The sequence below is a fragment of the Blautia sp. BCRC 81119 genome, assembly GCF_003184505.1.
In the GTDB taxonomy this organism is placed as follows: Bacteria; Bacillota; Clostridia; order Lachnospirales; family Lachnospiraceae; genus Blautia_A; species Blautia_A fusiformis.
Genome location: NZ_QJHD01000035.1, coordinates 28,632 through 46,971, shown reverse-complemented (window position 1 = coordinate 46,971; position 18,340 = coordinate 28,632). Strand labels below are relative to the sequence as shown.

Sequence of the window (18,340 nt, the reverse complement as noted above, 5' to 3'; positions counted from 1 at the left end):
TGGATGATTATCTGCCTTGGAATCCTCTTGTAAAAGAATTCTGTCGATAACCGTTGACCTTTTAGTATAAAAGGCTGACGGTTATTTTTCTATACACTGTTTTATTTGACGCTTACGAAGAAGGTTCCTAAGGATGTTTATGCGTCCTGTCTTCTGGCGGGGTATGTGGGGGCGGTTTTGCTTCATCTGCCTACGGATGGGATGCCTGCTTTTGGGGAGTACAGCAGGATGCTTCCTGAGGGGCTGAGGCTTTTTGCCACGTATGTGATGGCGCACCATACTTATCTTAACGGGGAGATATGGAGTGCTTATGGGATGGGGAAGGCTGCTTTGTTTATGGCGGATAGGTCGTATCCGATCAGTATGACGTATATCCACTGTATGATGGCGGTGTGTGCGATCAACCGAAAGCATAAGCAGGAGGCGCAGGAGGAGATGCTCCGGAGCTGGGAGCTGGCGAAGATGGATGGGTTTCTGGAGCCTTTTATTGAGCATCATGGGCTTTTGCGGGGGCTGATCGAGGCATGTATCCGGAATCGGGATCCGGAGGCGTATCAGCGGATCACGGAGGGTGTGATTTCTTTCAGCAGGGGCTGGATGGCGCTTCATAATCCGGAAAACCGGAGAAAGGTTACGGGGGAGCTGTCGACGATGGAGTTTTCTATTGCCATGCTGGCAAGTGGGGGATGGACCAATAAGGAGATCGGAGAGCATCTGGGGATTTCCATTAATACTGTCAAGCATTACCTTACGGATATCTTTTGCAAGCTGAATGTCAAGAAGCGGGATGAGCTGAAGAAATTCATGTTAAAATAGTGACAGAGGCACTTTTTTTTGAAAAAACGGGCCTTACAAAACAACTGGTAGTGTTGTATAATAAATATCACGAATAGTCAGATTTTATCGGAGAAATCAGACGAAAAGAACCAGTAAACGAGTAAGTTAAGAAGGAGGAGTTGAAGACTGATTTTCGATAGCATCTGATAATGTCAATATCCTTACCAAAAATGCCTGGTATATTGACACTACAATCACATAAGGGTAAAATATTGAAAAGGTGTAACCTGTTTACTCACCGGCTAAAAACATGAAGCTTTTTTAAGAGAAAGGAATATAAACAGAAGTAAAGTAATAAGAAATACAGTACACGTTAATGCACACATAGGAAAGCGGGAAAGGTATGAAAAAATTAAGGAATAATAAGATCAGAAAACTCCTGGCATTTATGGTGGCTTTGGCGTTGATGGTATCCTGTATGCCGAGTGCATATACGATCTCCGCGAGTGAGGCGTTCGGAGATGGAACGGAGGATATATTTACAGATGGCGAAATTACATCTGAACCAGCGGCCGAAGAATCGACACCGGATGTAAGCAGCGCTGACCAGGAGGAAACGGAACAGGCGCAGCAATCGACGCTTACATATGAAAATGATTCTGTTAAAGTAACAGCAGAGGCACTGGAGGACGGAGCTCTTCCGCAGAATACAGCATTGAAGGCTGACAGCGTAAACGAGAATTCATCCGTATCTTATGATACAGTTTCTCAGAAGCTTTCAGCAGCAGCTACAGACAAGGGCAGCAGCCTGAGAGGTTTTTTTGCGTATGATGTGTATTTTGCTGATGGCGACGGAAACAGAGTCGAGCCGAACGGCAGAGTCAGAGTAACTTTTGAGTACAAGACACCGGCAGCACCGGAGCTTACCGATGCAGCCAGCACGAGTGTAACCGTTGAGAAGCTTCATTATAACAGCAGTACCGGTGATACTGATGTTAACACCTTACAGGCCAACGAGGATCTGAAGGTTCTGAATGTCAACGAGGGCAAACAGATCCAGACACTTCAGGTTGAGACTGGCAACGCAGCTGTTTTTGCCGTTATGTGGGATTCTCCTGAGACAGCAGATGTCGAGGCGGAAGCTGTTTCCGGTAATGAGGACGAGGCGTCTATCGCATCAGAGGAGCTTACGGACGGAATGGATATTTCGGACGAGCCTGAGCAGGATGTAGCTGAGACACCGGCAGCAGAGAATCCGGAGGTAACTCCTGATGCAGAGCCTTCTGAGGCTCCGGCGGAGAATCCGGATGCTGAACCTACTGAAGCGCCGGCAGAGGATCCGGATGTGGTGGAAGAACCGGCAGAGGATATTGCGAGCCCGGATGATGTTCCGGCAGCAGATGAGAATGGTGAGACAAGCCTGATCGAGGTTCTGGGAGACGATACGAATCTTCGTGTCAGCCCGTCTATCGAGGCAGAGGTTCTGGCAACTGTAAACGCAGGAACACAGCTCACACTTCTGGATACCGTAACAGCAGAGGACGGAGCAACCTGGTACAAGGTTTCCTGGGAAGGAACCGAGGCTTACATAAGAAGTGATATGGCACAGGTTGTTGACAGCAGTGATGAGGCAGAAGAGCCTGAGGATGTGCAGGAAGAAGAAATTCAGCCTGAGATCACCAGATATGATTACACGAGTGACGAAGTCAACGTAAAAGTCACCCTTACCGATCCGGCAGACCTTCCGGACAACGCAGAGCTTTCCGTAACACCGGTAGAGCTCAGCCAGGAAGCGGAAGACCAGATCACCGAAGAAGCAATCAAAGAAAAGAAAGCTATCGAGAAGATTCACTCCTATGATATCAAATTCCTGGTAGACGGCGAAGAGGTTCAGCCAGGTGCTACAGTGAAGGTATCTGTATCTCTGAATGATGAGAAGAAGATCAAGGATGCAGATGTATATCACGTAGACGAGAATGATAACGTTGAAAATATGGATGGTAGCGTTGCTAAGAATGGTGATATTGAGTTCGAGACGACGCATTTTTCTACTTATGTAATTGTGCAGAAAGGCGGAAATGAAGTTGAAGTAACAATTCAGCATCTGGATGAGGCTGGTACGCCGATTTATTCAGAAGATAAGAGAACAATCTTAGTTGGCGGAAATATAAATATAAATGATTATACCAAGGCAAATAACTGGGATGTTTCAAAAGTAAAAGTAAATGATACGGAAGTTAGCAATTACGAAAAGATTAAAGTTGCATGGGATACTAGTACGATAAAAGTGTATTATAAACCAAAGCATAATGAGATCCAGGGACCGGCATCTTTCTATGATTATACAGTTAAGGCTGGTACTGATAAAACTGGGAAAGAGTATTCATTTAATATGTTAGGAGAGGATGCAAAGGGTGCTAAGCGTAATCAGAAAATAACAGCAGGTACACTGGAGCAAAATTATAAGTCTTATCAATATGATTTTACAGTTGATTCTGGTTATAAAGAAGACGGAGGCACAATTAAAGCCTTTGTAAATAAATATAATCAAGATGTCAGAAGGACAGAAGGATTATTAAAAGGGGTAGAAAATGGAATAGTAAAATTCAAATACCCCGAGCCAGGATTTTTTGTAGATAACGATGCAATTGTCAAGATTGATGATACTAAAACTTATTTAAGAAAATTCATTAAGGATTACAAAGTAGTTTTTGCTCAGAATGGAGATTCTTATACACTTACAAAAGTAATTAATCAGAATGGAAATACGCTTGCAACAGCAGGAGCTAACTTCTACCCATTGAACGGAGAATCCAGAATAGAATATAGTGATGATAGTAACAATTACTATTTTGGAATGAGATATGATGTAACTTTTAAAATTGGAGATTACAAAGGTCCATTAGATTATACCTTTACAGGTGATGATGATTTATGGGTTGTTTTGGATGGAAATAAAATTGTAATCGATTTAGGTGGAATTCATCAGGCAGCTAACAAGAAAGTAAATCTATGGCAGTATGTTGACGATAAGGATAAAGAAAAAGAGCATACTCTGACTATTCTGTATATGGAACGAGGTGCGGGTGACTCAAACTGCCAGATGGAATTTACCCTTCCTTCCGCGCGTATTTCTGAAGTTACGAATGTACCTACAACAGATCTTGTATTAAAAAAAGTAAATAAAAGCCAGAAAGCGTTAGGTGGTGCTCGATTTAATCTTGTAAATTCAGATACCCATGAATTACAGACTGCTGAATCCGTAGATGGAACAGGATTTGTTAATTTTACAAGCTTAAGACCAGGAAAATATACATTAACAGAGGCTGCTGCACCTAGTGGCTATGAAGCATCACATGAATCTTGGATTGTAGAGGTTACGCCATCTGCTGATAATAAAGCAGTGGCAACTCTTTATAAAGCAGATGGCAAGACAAAGATAGAAAAAGATACAGATTTGTCGTATCATATTATGAATTACACGCAGGAGGAGATTATTGAATCCAGTATGGATTATAATAAAACTGCAATAGTGTCTGATTGGGATAAGAGGACTTATGACATTACTATCAGTGCTGATTCAAAGATGACCAGCAGTGCAACTGAGGAAAAAGACAGTGTTGCGGATATTATGATGGTATTCGATACTTCGGGAAGTATGTTATATGATGGGAATGGAAGTGATGAAAAGGGATTTAGTAAAGTTGGAAGATATAAAGACTGTAAAACAACTCTAGATACATCGAAAGTATACTATTACACCGACGAGACAACCGGTGTACGATACAGCGATTGGAAGTATTATAATGCTAAATGTCCAATGATTTATTTAAATGAGTGGATATATTACACTGGAAAATTATGGAAACAAGTACCTGATAATTCCTCAAATAAGATTTACACTCTGAATAGTAGTCTGACTGGTTTAAAAGAGGCTGCAACAGCATTTATAGCTTCTACTGCGGAGGCTTCTTCGAAGAGCAGAATAGGGTTAGCTACATTTAATACGTCCGGAACCTTAAAACAGGGATTAACAGAAGTTGGAAGTGCCAAGGATAGTTTGATCAAGGCAACGGGTTGTGTTTATGCATCAGGAGGAACATCTCCACAGACAGGATTAGAGATAGAGGAGAATCAGCTGAAAGGTAATAAGAGAGAGAATGTTCCACAATATGCAATTCTGTTCACAGATGGAGATCCATCTACTCAAGACGATAAAACGGCTTCGGAAAATAAAGCAACAGCTTTAAGAGAAGCGGGAGTTAAAGTATTTACAATAGGACTCAAATTAAATGATACTACAAAGGATTGGTTATCTGGTAAAATTGCATCAGAGGGATGTGCTTATACGGCTGAATCAATTGATGAGCTGAAAGTTATATTTGAAAAAATTCAGCAGACGATTACTCAGAATATTGATATTGCTGGTGCTGAAATTAAGGATGTGATTGATCCGCGATTTGTAATCGTGAAAGATGGCGAGTCCGTAACCAATGAAATGATAAAAAATGCCGGAGGTTCAATAGATTTAGGAAATGGTGGAGTGGTTTCCGTAGATGAAAGTACCGGAAACCAAGTTGTAAAATGGACGAATCAAACTATTCCAAATGCTGAAAAAGGTACATGGAGTAGAACCATTACCGTAAGAGCCAAAGACGAATACATCGGTGGTAACAATGTTCCTACCAATGTTTCACCGGATTCCAAGATTACTACAGGATACGGCGAAGCTGTTTTACCACAGCCAAAGGTTAATGTAAAATCAGATCTGGTTGTTAAAAATAACGAAACAACGATCTTCTATGGCGATGCTGTCCCGACAACTGAAGACATTATAAATGCGTTGTTTAATAAAAATGCACCGCAGGGATATGTAAAACAGTTAGATGGCACAGAAAGCTTAGTAACTTATACAATAGGAGCTGATGGAAACCCAATTAATTCAAATGAGTTTGAATTAAAATGGTATGAAGATGAGAACTGTACAACAGAAATCTTGAAAGAAAATATAGCGGAAGTTAAACCTGAGCCAGATTCTAAAACGTATTATCTGAAGGTAACTTATAAAAACGATGGGTTAAAAGAAGTTACAGACGAAAATAAAAAAAATAATACTGATGGAAAGATTTCTGGAAATGGTGATGGTACATTGAAAGCTCATAATTCCCAGGATGATAAGGAACGGGAATATGGAGTTTATACTATTCACATTATCGCCGGACAAATTCAGATTATCAAGAAATTGAAATCTCCAGCAAAAGAGAATGCAACGTTTATCTTTGAGGTTAAGAAAGGTAAAGACAAGATCGCAACAGCGACAGCTGAGGTTAAGCAAAGTGAGATTGAGGCAAAAGTAACCTTTGAGCTTGAAAAAAATGTGACAGCAACAATTGATGAGAAAACGCCGGCATTGACTAAATTGTCAAGAGGTGTTTACACAATCACGGAGATACCGGATTCAAGCTATACTCTGAAAGAAGCAACTGTTGGTGAGAAGACAAATTGTTGGTCTGAAGTTTTAGGCAGTAAAGAAGTTAAATTTACAATCGGAACAGACACAAATAGTAAAGAAGTTCTGAAAAATGGAAATGCGGATACAACAAACGGAAAAATTGGAGTAGCTGAGTTTACCAATGAGAAATCTGTAGCAAATGTAGAACTTGAAAAAGTTGATAAGGCAGATCATAGTATAACTATAAAAGGTGCTAAATTTGCGTTATATGAAGCAGATGAAAACTGGGGAAAAGCTTCTGAGAGTTCGGTTGAAGGATATGGAGGAATCGTTTCCGGAAATAATGGAAAAATCGAAATGAAAAATCTTCCAGTTGGTAATTATCTGTTATATGAAACAGAAGCGGCAACCGGTTATACCTGTCCGACAGAGCCATGGAGAATTATAGTTGGAAGTGGCGGAACAGTAACAGTTCAAGACAGTAACGGAAGTGCTATTGCTAGTAAGAGTGGAAGTGAACCGGCAATCTACCAGCTCGAAAACGCGAAGGTATATTCCTTACCAGAATCCGGTGGACCGGGTACTTATGGATTTACAATCAGTGGTGTAGCGATTCTTGCAACTGCACTCCTGTTGTTTATAAATAATAAACGAAGGGAGGAAGAAGCAAAGAGATCGTAACACATTAATTGTAAATGGCCGATGAAGGGCGAAAAAGAAAAATGCAGAGAAAGAAAGGAGCAAACCTTATGAAAAATTTATTTAAAAAGATTGGTGCATTATTAGTGGCAGCGGTTATGGTACTGTCTATGTGCACAGCGGCTTTTGCAGCAGTTAAAGAAGCAACAATTACAGTTAATAATCTGGATGCTAAAGCAACAATAAGCTATTTAGAGATTATTGTACCAGATCAGACAACAGAAACAGGTTGGGCATTTTCTAACGGTGCAGCTGATGAATTTAAGAAAGTATTTTCCGGATTATCAGATCAGCAGATTATTTGGAAATTAATTAAATATGAAGATGGTACGGCAAAGGTTCCAACAGGTATAGAACCAGCAAGTGCAACAGAACTTCAGGCCGCAATGACAAATGTAGAGACAAACTTAGGTAATTCTTATAAACAAGGTAACGGAAATAAAATCACAGCAACTACAGCTGGCGTTTATGCAATTAAAGCAACTACAACTGATACTGCAAATTATGTGTATAGTCCAATGGCAGCATTTGTATCTTTTAAACCATATACAAATGTTCCTACTGAGTTAAAAGATGAAACAGTAAATGCAAAAAGAACAACCATTAAAATTGAGAAGAGCAGTGATGAAGCAGATGGTGTTGTAGAAATTAATAAAGAAGTTACTTATACAGTGAGAACAAACGTTCCGTATATTTCAGATGCTGTTGAAGATAAGGATGTAAGCTATACGATTACTGATACAATTGAGGGTGCAGACTATAGTGTTAATGATGATGGTAAATTAGTAGTATCTGTACAAATTGGTGCTGGTGCAGCAATCAATAAGATTGTAGATGTCACAACTCTCCAAAATGGTAAGAAGCAGTTTGTTTTAGATTTAAGTGATGTAGCAAAAGTAAGAACTAATGCTAACGCAGACGTAGTAATTAGTTACAAGGCTATTGTTAAATCTGAAGTTGTAAACAACTCTGTTGTACCAAATGATGGAACACATACGTTTACACCAAAAATCAATACTCTGTATACTGGAAAAATCACAATGACAAAAACTGATGATGGTAAAGAAAAGGTAAAACTTGCAAATGCAGGATTTGTTATTTACAGAGTAGATGGCGAAAAAACATATTATGCACTTGTTTCTAAAGACGCTGAGAAAAAAAATAATGAATATGTAGTTACAGGTTGGACTGAAAGATTTGATACCGCAAAAGCAGATGATAACTTAATTATTACTGATACAAATGGTGAAGCAGTTGTAAGAGGTCTGGATGATTCCTATACTTATAACTTCAAAGAGATTAAAGCTCCAGAGGGATATTCTGTTAATACAACAGATTCTGTAGCAACATGGGGAACAAATCAGACAGCAGAAAATCGTACTGGTACAGCTACTATGAGCGATACAAAACTCAACTCCCTTCCATCCACAGGTGGCATGGGAACATACCTCTTCACTATCATCGGTGTTGTAGTTATGGCTGGCGCTGCTGGTGCTTTCTTCATCAGCCGCAGAAAAGGATCTGAGGAGTAATCGTTTGATTGCCGGATCGATTCAATTCAAAAATTATTTATAAGCAACGACAAAGCAAGTATTAAAACAGAATAGTTTCTGATTATTCTGTTGAAGAAATCATTACCGCCCGGCCCCTTCGGGGGCCGGAGGGTAATACAACAGTATGGAGAAACCTATGAGAAAGAATAAGAAGAAAAATTATATTGGACTTGGTTTGCTGTTTCTGATAGGGTTGTCCATACTGCTGTATCCAATGGTCAGTGATGCCTGGAACCGGTACAGGGACAGCCTGCTGATCAGTGATTATAGCAGCAGTGTTTCTTCGGATGATAATGCGGAGAAGATTGACAGCATGTGGAAGGCAGCGCAGGAGTATAACGAACAGATCAAGCAGGAAAGTGTGCCGGATGCTTTTTCCGTGAGGGATGGCCAGACGGACAGTACATATGAGTCTCTTCTGAACCTGAATGGTGATGGAATGATGGGGTATGTGGAGATTCCTGTGATCGATGTGAGCATTCCAATCTATCATTACACGACAGATGAGTCTCTGGAGAAGGGTGCCGGTCATTTGTTCGGCAGCAGTCTTCCGGTTGGCGGCAAGAGTACCCATTGTATTTTGTCGGCACACAGAGGACTTCCGAGTGCGAAACTTTTTACAGATCTGAATCTTGTGGAAGAGGGAGATATTTTTTACCTGCATGTGCTGGGTAAGACGCTTGCCTATGAGGTGGATCAGATTCTTACCGTTCTTCCGGAGCAGACAGAGTCTCTGGGTATCACGGATGGGGATGATTATGTAACGCTGGTTACGTGTACGCCTTATGCGGTGAATACGCACAGACTTCTGGTGAGGGGACACAGAGTTCCAATGAAGGCTGCGAAGGCGGTTCAGAAAACAGAGAAGAAGGTTACCGGAATCACCAATCCGACGCTTCCGATGCTTGCTCTCTGTGTTGTGATCGGAATTGTGATCGCGGTGATCCTGGTTGCCGGTATCAATTCTGTTCAGAACAAAAAACGACGCAGGAAATGATTTATGGCTAAAAAGAAAAAAAAGAAAAAGAGTAATGTTGTCCTGAACATTTTTATCGCCCTGGTATTTCTGGCGGGGGCGGGGGTGTTCCTTTATCCTACGATCAGTGATATGTGGAACCAGTACCGTAACGCCCAGCTGGTCAGTAAGTACGAGGAAGCGGTAACAGAGCTTTCGGACAATGACTATGACAGGCTGTGGAAAGAGGCGAAGGAGTACAACGCCGAGCATCCGGTAAATGCCATTGTAGATGCTTTTGAGGAAGAGGATACTTATGAGCTGAGTCATCCTTATGACAGGGTTCTGGATCCGAACGGTGACGGACTGATGGGCAGTATCGAGATCCCGAAGATCAAAGCGAAGCTGGCTATTTATCACGGACTGAGCAAGACCGTGCTGGAAAAGGGTGTGGGTCACGTGGAGGGCACCAGTCTTCCTATCGGAGGCAAGAGCACCCATGCGGTTCTGGCGGCGCATCGAGGTCTTCCGAATGCGAAGCTTTTTACAGATCTGGATCAGATGGAAAAGGGAGATATTTTTATCCTGCATATTCTTGGCAAGCATCTGGCCTACAAGGTGGATCAGATCAAGACGGTGCTTCCGGATGAGACCAGTGACCTGGATATTATCGAGGGTGAAGATTATGTGACTCTGATCACGTGTACCCCTTATGGAGTTAACACCCACAGGCTTCTTGTCCGGGGAGTGCGGACGAAATATGTGGTGGAAGATACAAAGAATGACGAAACGATACCGCAGAAGCTTGCTGTTGTGGATCCGAAGAGGGTTCTGGCCGGCGGCGCTGCAGTGCTTGTTGTTCTGATCCTGCTGATTTATCTGATCGTCCGTCATAGGGACAAAAAACGGAAAAAGAAGCAGCTTTCAGAAAGGAAAGAGGAGGCAGAGAGCGATGAAAAATAGAAGAAAGCAAGGGAAAATATTCCGGAGCCTTCTGGCTGTTCTGATGCTGACGGCTATGCTGGTCACGAGTGTTTTGCAGCCGGTTTTCGCCGGGGATTATGAAGCTGGAAAAACAGGTAATCTGACGTTGACGGTTCAGCAGGCGGATGAGGAGGGCAACCAGACTCCGCTGCCGGATGTAGGGCTGACGATCTACAAGGTTGGCAGTGTGAATTTTGATGGCAATGTGCATTTCGTGTTGGATGAGGCACTGTCTGTTGCAGCAATCGATTTTGATTCCATCACGACGGCTGATGGCTGGTATGAAGCGGCAGAGAAGCTGGCGGCTATGATCGTCAGCGGAAGCGTGGATGTGTGGGGTATGTCTAAGTCCTCTGATGCAGAGGGAAATATGACTTTCGCTGATCTGGCTGAGGGTATGTACCTGGTGGTGCAGACAGATGGAAACAGCAGTGTTATGGTTTCACCGATGCTGATCTCCGTTCCTTTTGCAGATCAGGAGCAGGGCTGGATGTACGATGTACAGGCTTATCCGAAGTCTGTAAGTAATCCGCCGAAGCATACACAGATCCAGGTTACGAAGAGGATCTATAATGTTGATGATAACGGGAATGTGATTCCTCTGGAAACGAAAGAGGATGTAACTTATAAGGTTGGCGTTTTTTCGGATCAGGAAGGTACGATCCCGTTCCGTGATGATTATTTACAGGATATCCATATCCAGAATGCTTCCAGTGGTACAGCTACATGGACGGATGTTCCGGATGGCACCTATTATGTATTTGAGCTGGATGAGGATGGAAATCTTCTTCAGCAGAATACGAAGATCGAGGTGGATGAGGAGAATCTTTACTACTACAATGTAACGAAGCCGAATGGTGAGAGTGAAGAGAAGTCCAATCAGGTTGTGATCGGTGGAGATAGTGGTGCTACTGAGGCAGCGGCTTATGTAAATAACTATTATACAAAGATTTCCGATATATTCAGCCGTAACGGATTTATCAACATTAAGAAGAATGTGATGATCGATGGTGTTGCTTCTACTGTGGATGATACGTTCTATGCAGGTGTGTTCTCCACTGAGAGTAACGGTGAGCTGACGCTTGAGAAGGTAGTGACTCTGAAACAGAATGATAGTGTTCAGGTAATGTTGGATCTTCCAAAGGATCAGGAGATCAACAGTGTTACGTATACTGTTCTGGAGACGGATAAGGATGGAAATCCGGTTGATGATGATACCTTTAAGTATACAGTTACCGGTCAGGGTGAGGTTACACTGAATAATGATAACCGATATACTGTAACAAAGGAGATCACCAACAGTCTTTCTTCCGAGCCGACACCGATTCCGACTGCTACACCTGGAACAAATCATGGTGGAAATGATCGGATCACTCCGATCCCGAATAACGGTACAGCGGGCGGAACTGCTCCGAACGATACCAGTGGTACAGCAAGACGTTCTGTAAAGACCGGCGATGATACACCGATCGGCGTATGGGTTGGAATCCTTGCAGCAGCGATCATTGTTGGCGGTGGTGCAGCTTATGGAGTTAAAAGAAAGAAGAAAAAATAAATAACGGATCATTCTGAAGGATGATCGATGGAAGAACCGGGCGATGTGGATGCCCGGTTCTTTTTTTGGAATATTTACGTATTGGGGATGAAAAAGCAGCGGGTGATATTTTTTATCGAAAATTGCTCTTGACATTTTGGTATGATAAGTATATTGTATGTGTTGCAGTAAATTTCATAAAAGATAGCCTTTTATTCAGAGTGGTGGAGATACAAAGGATCTATGAAGCCACGGCAACCCCGGAGAACCCAGGAAGGTGCCAACCTGAGCGAGCAATCGAACAATAAGAGGATTGTTTACAGAACTTAAACAGTCCGGATTGTACGGGCTGTTTTTTATGTATATAACCATTGTTTTATTACAAAAGGAGAAGATTATGGAGAAAATTTTATTTACATCTGAATCTGTAACTGAGGGTCATCCTGACAAGGTCTGCGACTCTATTTCCGATGCGATCCTTGATGCTATGATGGCACAGGATCCGATGAGCCGTGTTGCATGTGAGACTGCTACTACAACAGGTCTTGTACTTGTTATGGGCGAGATTACAACCAAGGCTAATGTTGATATCCAGAAGATCGTTCGCGATACTATCCGTGAGATCGGATATGACAATGCGGATTATGGCTTTGACGCAGATACCTGTGCGGTTATCACATCACTTGACAAGCAGTCCACAGATATCGCTATGGGTGTTGACAAGGCTCTTGAGCAGAAAGAGGACGATATGAATGAGGACGAGCTGGATTCCATCGGTGCCGGTGACCAGGGTCTTCAGTTTGGTTATGCTTCCAATGAGACTGAGGAGTATATGCCATATGCCATCAACATGGCTCACAAGCTTGCTCAGCAGCTGACAAAGGTTCGTAAGGACGGCACTCTGAAATATTTAAGACCGGATGGAAAGACTCAGGTTACTGTTGAGTATGATGAGGCCGGCAAGCCGAAGAGAATCGATGCTGTTGTATGCTCTACACAGCATGATCCGGATGTTACTCAGGAGCAGATCCATGAGGATATTAAGAAGTATGTTTTTGATGCGATCATTCCGGCTGATATGGTTGATGCGGATACGAAGTATTTCATCAATCCGACAGGTCGTTTTGTTATCGGCGGACCTCACGGTGACAGTGGTCTGACAGGTCGTAAGATCATCGTTGATACCTACGGCGGAACAGGACGTCACGGCGGCGGTGCTTTTTCCGGTAAGGATTGCACAAAGGTTGACCGTTCTGCTGCTTATGCTGCACGTTATGTTGCAAAGAACATTGTTGCAGCCGGTCTTGCTGACAAGTGTGAGATCCAGCTTTCCTATGCGATCGGTGTTGCGCATCCGACTTCTGTCAGTGTGAATACCTTCGGAACAGGTAAGCTTTCTGAGACTAAGCTTGTTGAGATCGTTCGTGAGAATTTTGATCTTCGTCCGGCTGGTATCATCAAGATGCTTGACCTTCGCCGTCCGATCTACAAGCAGACTGCTGCTTATGGTCATTTCGGCCGTACAGATGTTGATCTTCCATGGGAGCATCTGGACAAGGTTGAGACTCTGAAGAAGTATCTTTGCAACAGCTACGAATAATCGTTTCAGAAGAATAAAGAGTGAAGCCCCCGGTAGTGCCAGTACCGGGGGCTTCTTGCATGGTGAGATGGGGTTTTTTATAGAAAATTTAGAGATAGGGAATATAGTTTATGTTATAATACGTGTATGTGAATGTGTGAATTTATAAAGGACGGAGATACAGATGAAGTTAAAAACACGTATTATTGTGGGCTTCGTTGCGATCATCCTGCTGCCGCTGCTTCTTTTTTCCGCAAGTCTGTACGGGTTCAGCCAGACGCAGGCGAAGCATGTGCAGGAGAGCAGCAGCCAGGCTTCGGATTCCAGCCAGATGGTCTATGATATTTCGCTGCCGCAGTCTTCCAGCAGCCAGGTGAAGCTGATGGCCAAGGATATGATCCTGACCGCAACGATCATCCTTGTTTTTACTGCGTTGTCCGTAGGGCTGTGGATCTATCGGAGCATTGCGGTTCCGCTGGTGAAGCTTAAGAAGGCTACCAAGAACATCAAGGAGGGGAATCTGGATTTTGTGCTGGAGGTTGAGGGGAATGATGAATTTTCCCAGCTTTGCCAGGATTTTGAGGAGATGCGTAAGCGTCTGAAGGAGTCCACGGAAGAGAAGATCCTGATGGATAAGGAGAATAAGGAGCTGATCAGCAATATTTCCCATGATCTGAAGACGCCGATCACTGCGGTGAAGGGTTATGTGGAGGGAATCATGGATGGTGTGGCGGATACGCCGGAGAAGATGGACCGGTATGTGCGTACCATTTATAATAAGACCAATGAGATGGATCATCTGATCAATGAGCTGACCTTTTATTCCAAGATCGATACCAACCGTATTCCGTATACGTTCAGCAAGCTGAATGTGGAGGATTATTTTTCGGATTGTGCGGAGGAGCTTGGGCTTGAGATGGAGACCAGGGGGATCGAGCTTGTGTATGCCAATTATGTGGAGAAGGGTGTGCAGGTTATTGCGGATGGTGAGCAGATCCGCCGTGTGATCCATAATATCGTGAGTAATGCCATTAAGTATATGGAGAAGCCAAGGGGGATCATCCAGCTTCGGGTGAAGGATGTGGGTGATTTTATCCAGGTGGAGATCGAGGATAACGGCAAGGGTATTGCCGCCAAGGATCTGCCGTATATTTTTGACCGTTTTTACCGTACCGATGTTTCCAGAAATTCTTCCAAGGGAGGAAGCGGTATTGGACTTTCCATCGTAAAGAAGATCATGGAGGATCATGGTGGAAAGGTCTGGGCCACAAGCCGGCTGGGGATCGGAACGATCATGTATTTTGTTCTCAGAAAATATCAGGAGGTACCGATGAATGAGTAGGATTTTGATCATAGAGGATGAGGAAGCGATCGCGGATCTGGAGAAGGATTATCTGGAGCTTTCGGGTTTTGAAGTGGAGATCGAGAACCGTGGTGATACGGGGCTTGTACGTGCTATGAAGGAGGAGTTTGATCTGATCATCCTGGATCTGATGCTTCCGGAGGTGGATGGCTTTGATATCTGCCGGCAGGTCCGTGAGGAGAAGAATACGCCGATCATTATGGTTTCGGCCAAGAAGGATGATATCGATAAGATCCGGGGACTGGGTCTTGGCGCGGATGATTATATGACCAAGCCGTTCAGCCCAAGTGAGCTGGTTGCACGTGTGAAGGCGCATATGGAGCGTTATAACCGGCTGGTTGGTTCCAATGTGCATAAGAATGATGTGATTGAGATCCGTGGTATTAAGATCGATAAGACGGCCAGGCGTGTGTGGGTCAATGGTGAGGAGACGACGTTTACTACCAAGGAGTTTGATCTTTTGACTTTTCTGGCTGAGAATCCGAACAGGGTTTTTACAAAGGAGGAGCTTTTCCGGGAGATTTGGGATATGGAGTCTGTGGGTGATATCGCTACGGTTACGGTGCATATCAAGAAGATCCGTGAAAAGATCGAGTTTAATACGGCCAAGCCTCAGTATATTGAGACGATCTGGGGTGTGGGGTACCGGTTTAAGGTGTGAGCCTGCGGGGAAGGCTTCGGATGGAGCTGTTGCAGGTGTATGAGTGCAGATCGGAATGATGGTGTATGATCTGTCGGGTGCTTTTGAGAGGAGTGGAGATATGCCGCTGTTGAGGGAAAGAATTTATACGATAGAGGATATTTATGCTTTGCCGGAGGGTGAAAGAGCGGAACTGATCGATGGACATATTTATTATATGGCGCCGCCGAATACGATGCATCAGAGGATTTCAAGTATTTTGTCCAGAAAGATAGGTAACTATATAGATTCTAACAAGGGCAAATGTGAGGTGTTTGCCGCACCGTTTGCGGTGTATCTGGATGAGAAGACGAATACTTATGTGGAACCGGATGTTTCTGTTATCTGTGATCCGGATAAGCTGGATGACAGGGGATGTAAGGGGGCTCCGGACTGGATCATCGAGATCGTTTCTCCGGCGAGCAGGCGTATGGATTATTATACCAAGCTGTTTAAATACAGGACTGCCGGTGTGAGAGAGTACTGGATCGTGGATCCTGTGAAGAAGCTGGTAATGGTGTATGATTTTGAAAATGAGGATACGGAGCAGTATACATTTCAGGATTTGATCAAGGTGGGAATCTATGAGGATCTGAGGATCGATTTTGCTGAGATGTGATAAAAATGGAGGGGAATATCGTCTGGTGATAGCCCCTCCTTGTTTTTAGGATGAAAAGGACGAATTATGGAAGACAGATTATACAAGAAACTGGAAGCGTACGGTAAGAGTGATTTTTATCCGTTTCATATGCCGGGGCATAAGAGGAATCCGCTGGCTGTGGAGGGGGATTTTCCGGTGGAGAGGGATATTACGGAGATTGACGGGTTTGATAACCTGCATCATGCTGAGGATATTTTGAAAAGGGCGCAGGAGGATGTCGCACGGCTTTATGGTGTGCCGGAGAGTTTTTACAGTATTAATGGAAGCTCCGGGGCGATCCTGGCGGCGGTGTCTGCGGCTGTGGATAAGGGGGGACAGATCCTGGTGGCAAGGAACTGCCATAAGGCGGTTTACCATGCGATTTATCTGCGGGAGCTGAGTGCCACGTATATTTATCCACATGAGGATCCGAAATTGGGGATAAACGGAGGGATTTCACCCGGCCGTGTGGAAATGTATCTGGCGGAAAATCCGGAGATCCAGGCGGTGCTGATCACTTCACCGACTTATGACGGGATCGTGTCGGATGTGGCGAGGATCGCGGAGATCGCGCATCACTATGGTGTGCCGCTGATCGTGGATGAGGCTCACGGGGCGCATTTTCGGTTTTCGGATTATTTTCCGGTGTCTGCGGCGCAGCTTGGTGCGGATGTGGTGATCAACAGTGTGCATAAGACGCTGCCCTGTCTGACCCAGACGGGGGTGATCCACCTGTGCAGTGATCGTGTGAGCCGGGAAAAACTGAAGCGTTTTCTAGGAATCTATCAGAGCAGCAGTCCTTCTTATATTCTTATGGGCAGCATTGATGCGTGCATGGATAAGCTGGAGCGTGAGGGGGATGAGATGTTCCGTGTGTTTACGGAGAATCTGGAAAAAGCACGCAGGCGTCTTTCCGAGTGTAAGTATATCCGGCTGGTAACGCCGCAGGCCTGTGAGTGCCAGAGAGTTTTTGATTTTGACAGGTCCAAGATATTGCTTTCTACTGTGAACAGTTCGCTGAACGGACGGGAGCTGCATCAGATCCTCCGGAGGGAGTTTCATCTGGAAATGGAGATGGAGGCGGAGAATTATGTGCTGGCGCTGGCGGCTGTGGGTGATACGGCGGAGGGCTTTGAGCGGCTTTGTGATGCTATTGAAGAAATTGACCGCCGTGAATCGTTAAAATACAGAGAAGAGGCTGTGGAGAAGGAGCCTTTGAAAAACGGAAAAATGAAGCAGATCATGCGGATCTCCCAGGCTATGGATGCGGAGAGTGAGCGGTGTCCGCTGGATGAGTGTATCGGACGTACGTCCGGGGAGTTTGCGTATCTTTATCCGCCGGGGATCCCGCTGATCGTTCCGGGGGAACAGATTTCTGGACATTTCGTAAAAAATGTGAGAAGATACCTGGAACAGGGCTTTGAGGTCCAGGGTCTGAGCGACCAGACCAGTGAGACGGTGTGTGTTGTGAGAAATGAGATGTAACAGAGGAGACATATGGGAAAGATTTTTTACATTATGGGAAAAAGCTCTTCCGGTAAGGACAGTATTTACAGACAGCTGGAGGGGAACCAGGAGCTGGGGCTTAAGCGGCTTGTGATCTATACTACCCGTCCGATCCGGGATGGAGAGGAGAACGGAAGAGAATATTTTTTTGCAGATGAGAATAAACTGAAGGAGTTCCGAAGAAACGGGAAGCTGATCGAGGCGCGTACTTATCAGACAGTTTACGGGCCGTGGACATATTTTACTGCGGATGACGGGCAGGTGTCTGTGGGTAATGACAGCTATCTGGGGATCGGTACACTGGAGTCTTTTGTGAGGCTCCGGGAGTATTACGGCAATGAAGTGATGTGGCCGGTTTATATAGAGGTGGAAGACGGAGAGCGTCTGGAGCGTGCGCTTGCCAGGGAGAAGACCCAGGAGGTGCCGAAGTACGAGGAGATGTGCAGGCGTTTTCTTGCAGACCAGAATGATTTTTCTGAGGAAAATATTCTTAAAGCAGGTATATGGAAGCGTTTTGAGAATCATAATCTGGATGAATGTGTGAAGGAGATCGTAAATTATATAAAATCTGTACAATAAGGAAAAATAGTTTTTTTTATACAGAAGATTATGTTATAAT

12 protein-coding genes and 1 riboswitch are annotated in these 18,340 nt (G+C 44.1%); all 12 genes read left to right on the top strand.

Annotated features, from left to right (window positions below):
• Window positions 1-165 precede the first annotated feature (165 nt).
• Complete coding sequence (locus tag DMI82_RS17630; RefSeq protein ID WP_146207184.1) at window positions 166-816, top strand: helix-turn-helix transcriptional regulator; 651 nt, start codon at window positions 166-168, stop codon at window positions 814-816.
• Between the two features lie 364 nt (window positions 817-1,180).
• The gene (locus DMI82_RS17625) at window positions 1,181-6,910 is read left to right on the top strand and encodes a SpaA isopeptide-forming pilin-related protein (protein WP_110104095.1); all 5,730 of its coding nucleotides are present in this window, start codon (window positions 1,181-1,183) and stop codon (window positions 6,908-6,910) included.
• 68 nt (window positions 6,911-6,978) lie between these two features.
• Window positions 6,979-8,460, top strand: coding sequence for a SpaH/EbpB family LPXTG-anchored major pilin (locus DMI82_RS17620; protein WP_158526510.1), 1,482 nt, complete (start codon window positions 6,979-6,981; stop codon window positions 8,458-8,460).
• Between the two features lie 157 nt (window positions 8,461-8,617).
• Complete coding sequence (locus DMI82_RS17615; RefSeq protein WP_227574292.1) at window positions 8,618-9,478, top strand: class C sortase; 861 nt, start codon at window positions 8,618-8,620, stop codon at window positions 9,476-9,478.
• Between the two features lie 3 nt (window positions 9,479-9,481).
• A complete protein-coding gene (locus DMI82_RS17610) occupies window positions 9,482-10,399 on the top strand; it encodes a class C sortase (protein WP_110104092.1) in 918 nt (305 codons plus the stop codon).
• Window positions 10,389-11,975, top strand: a complete 1,587-nt coding sequence (locus DMI82_RS17605) for a pilin N-terminal domain-containing protein (protein WP_110104091.1) — start codon at window positions 10,389-10,391, stop codon at window positions 11,973-11,975. The genes DMI82_RS17610 and DMI82_RS17605 overlap by 11 nt, the downstream gene beginning before the upstream one ends.
• 188 nt (window positions 11,976-12,163) lie before the next feature.
• Window positions 12,164-12,265: riboswitch (SAM riboswitch) on the top strand.
• Between the two features lie 86 nt (window positions 12,266-12,351).
• On the top strand, window positions 12,352-13,554 hold the full coding sequence (gene metK / locus DMI82_RS17600; protein WP_022427323.1) for a methionine adenosyltransferase: 1,203 nt from the start codon (window positions 12,352-12,354) through the stop codon (window positions 13,552-13,554).
• A gap of 163 nt (window positions 13,555-13,717) precedes the next feature.
• Window positions 13,718-14,875 carry a sensor histidine kinase gene (locus DMI82_RS17595; protein WP_059086499.1) on the top strand — a complete coding sequence of 386 codons (1,158 nt, stop codon included), beginning with the start codon at window positions 13,718-13,720 and terminating at the stop codon, window positions 14,873-14,875.
• Window positions 14,868-15,557 carry a response regulator transcription factor gene (locus tag DMI82_RS17590; protein ID WP_015526575.1) on the top strand — a complete coding sequence of 230 codons (690 nt, stop codon included), beginning with the start codon at window positions 14,868-14,870 and terminating at the stop codon, window positions 15,555-15,557. Before DMI82_RS17595 ends, DMI82_RS17590 begins: the two co-directional genes overlap by 8 nt.
• Before the next feature lie 100 nt (window positions 15,558-15,657).
• Window positions 15,658-16,194: a Uma2 family endonuclease gene (locus DMI82_RS17585; protein ID WP_110104100.1), complete on the top strand. Its 537-nt coding sequence runs from the start codon at window positions 15,658-15,660 to the stop codon at window positions 16,192-16,194.
• A 66-nt stretch (window positions 16,195-16,260) separates the two neighbouring features.
• Window positions 16,261-17,700, top strand: a complete 1,440-nt coding sequence (locus tag DMI82_RS17580; protein WP_110104090.1) for an aminotransferase class I/II-fold pyridoxal phosphate-dependent enzyme — start codon at window positions 16,261-16,263, stop codon at window positions 17,698-17,700.
• A 12-nt stretch (window positions 17,701-17,712) separates the two neighbouring features.
• Window positions 17,713-18,300: a guanylate kinase gene (locus DMI82_RS17575; RefSeq protein WP_092072411.1), complete on the top strand. Its 588-nt coding sequence runs from the start codon at window positions 17,713-17,715 to the stop codon at window positions 18,298-18,300.
• Window positions 18,301-18,340 lie beyond the last annotated feature (40 nt).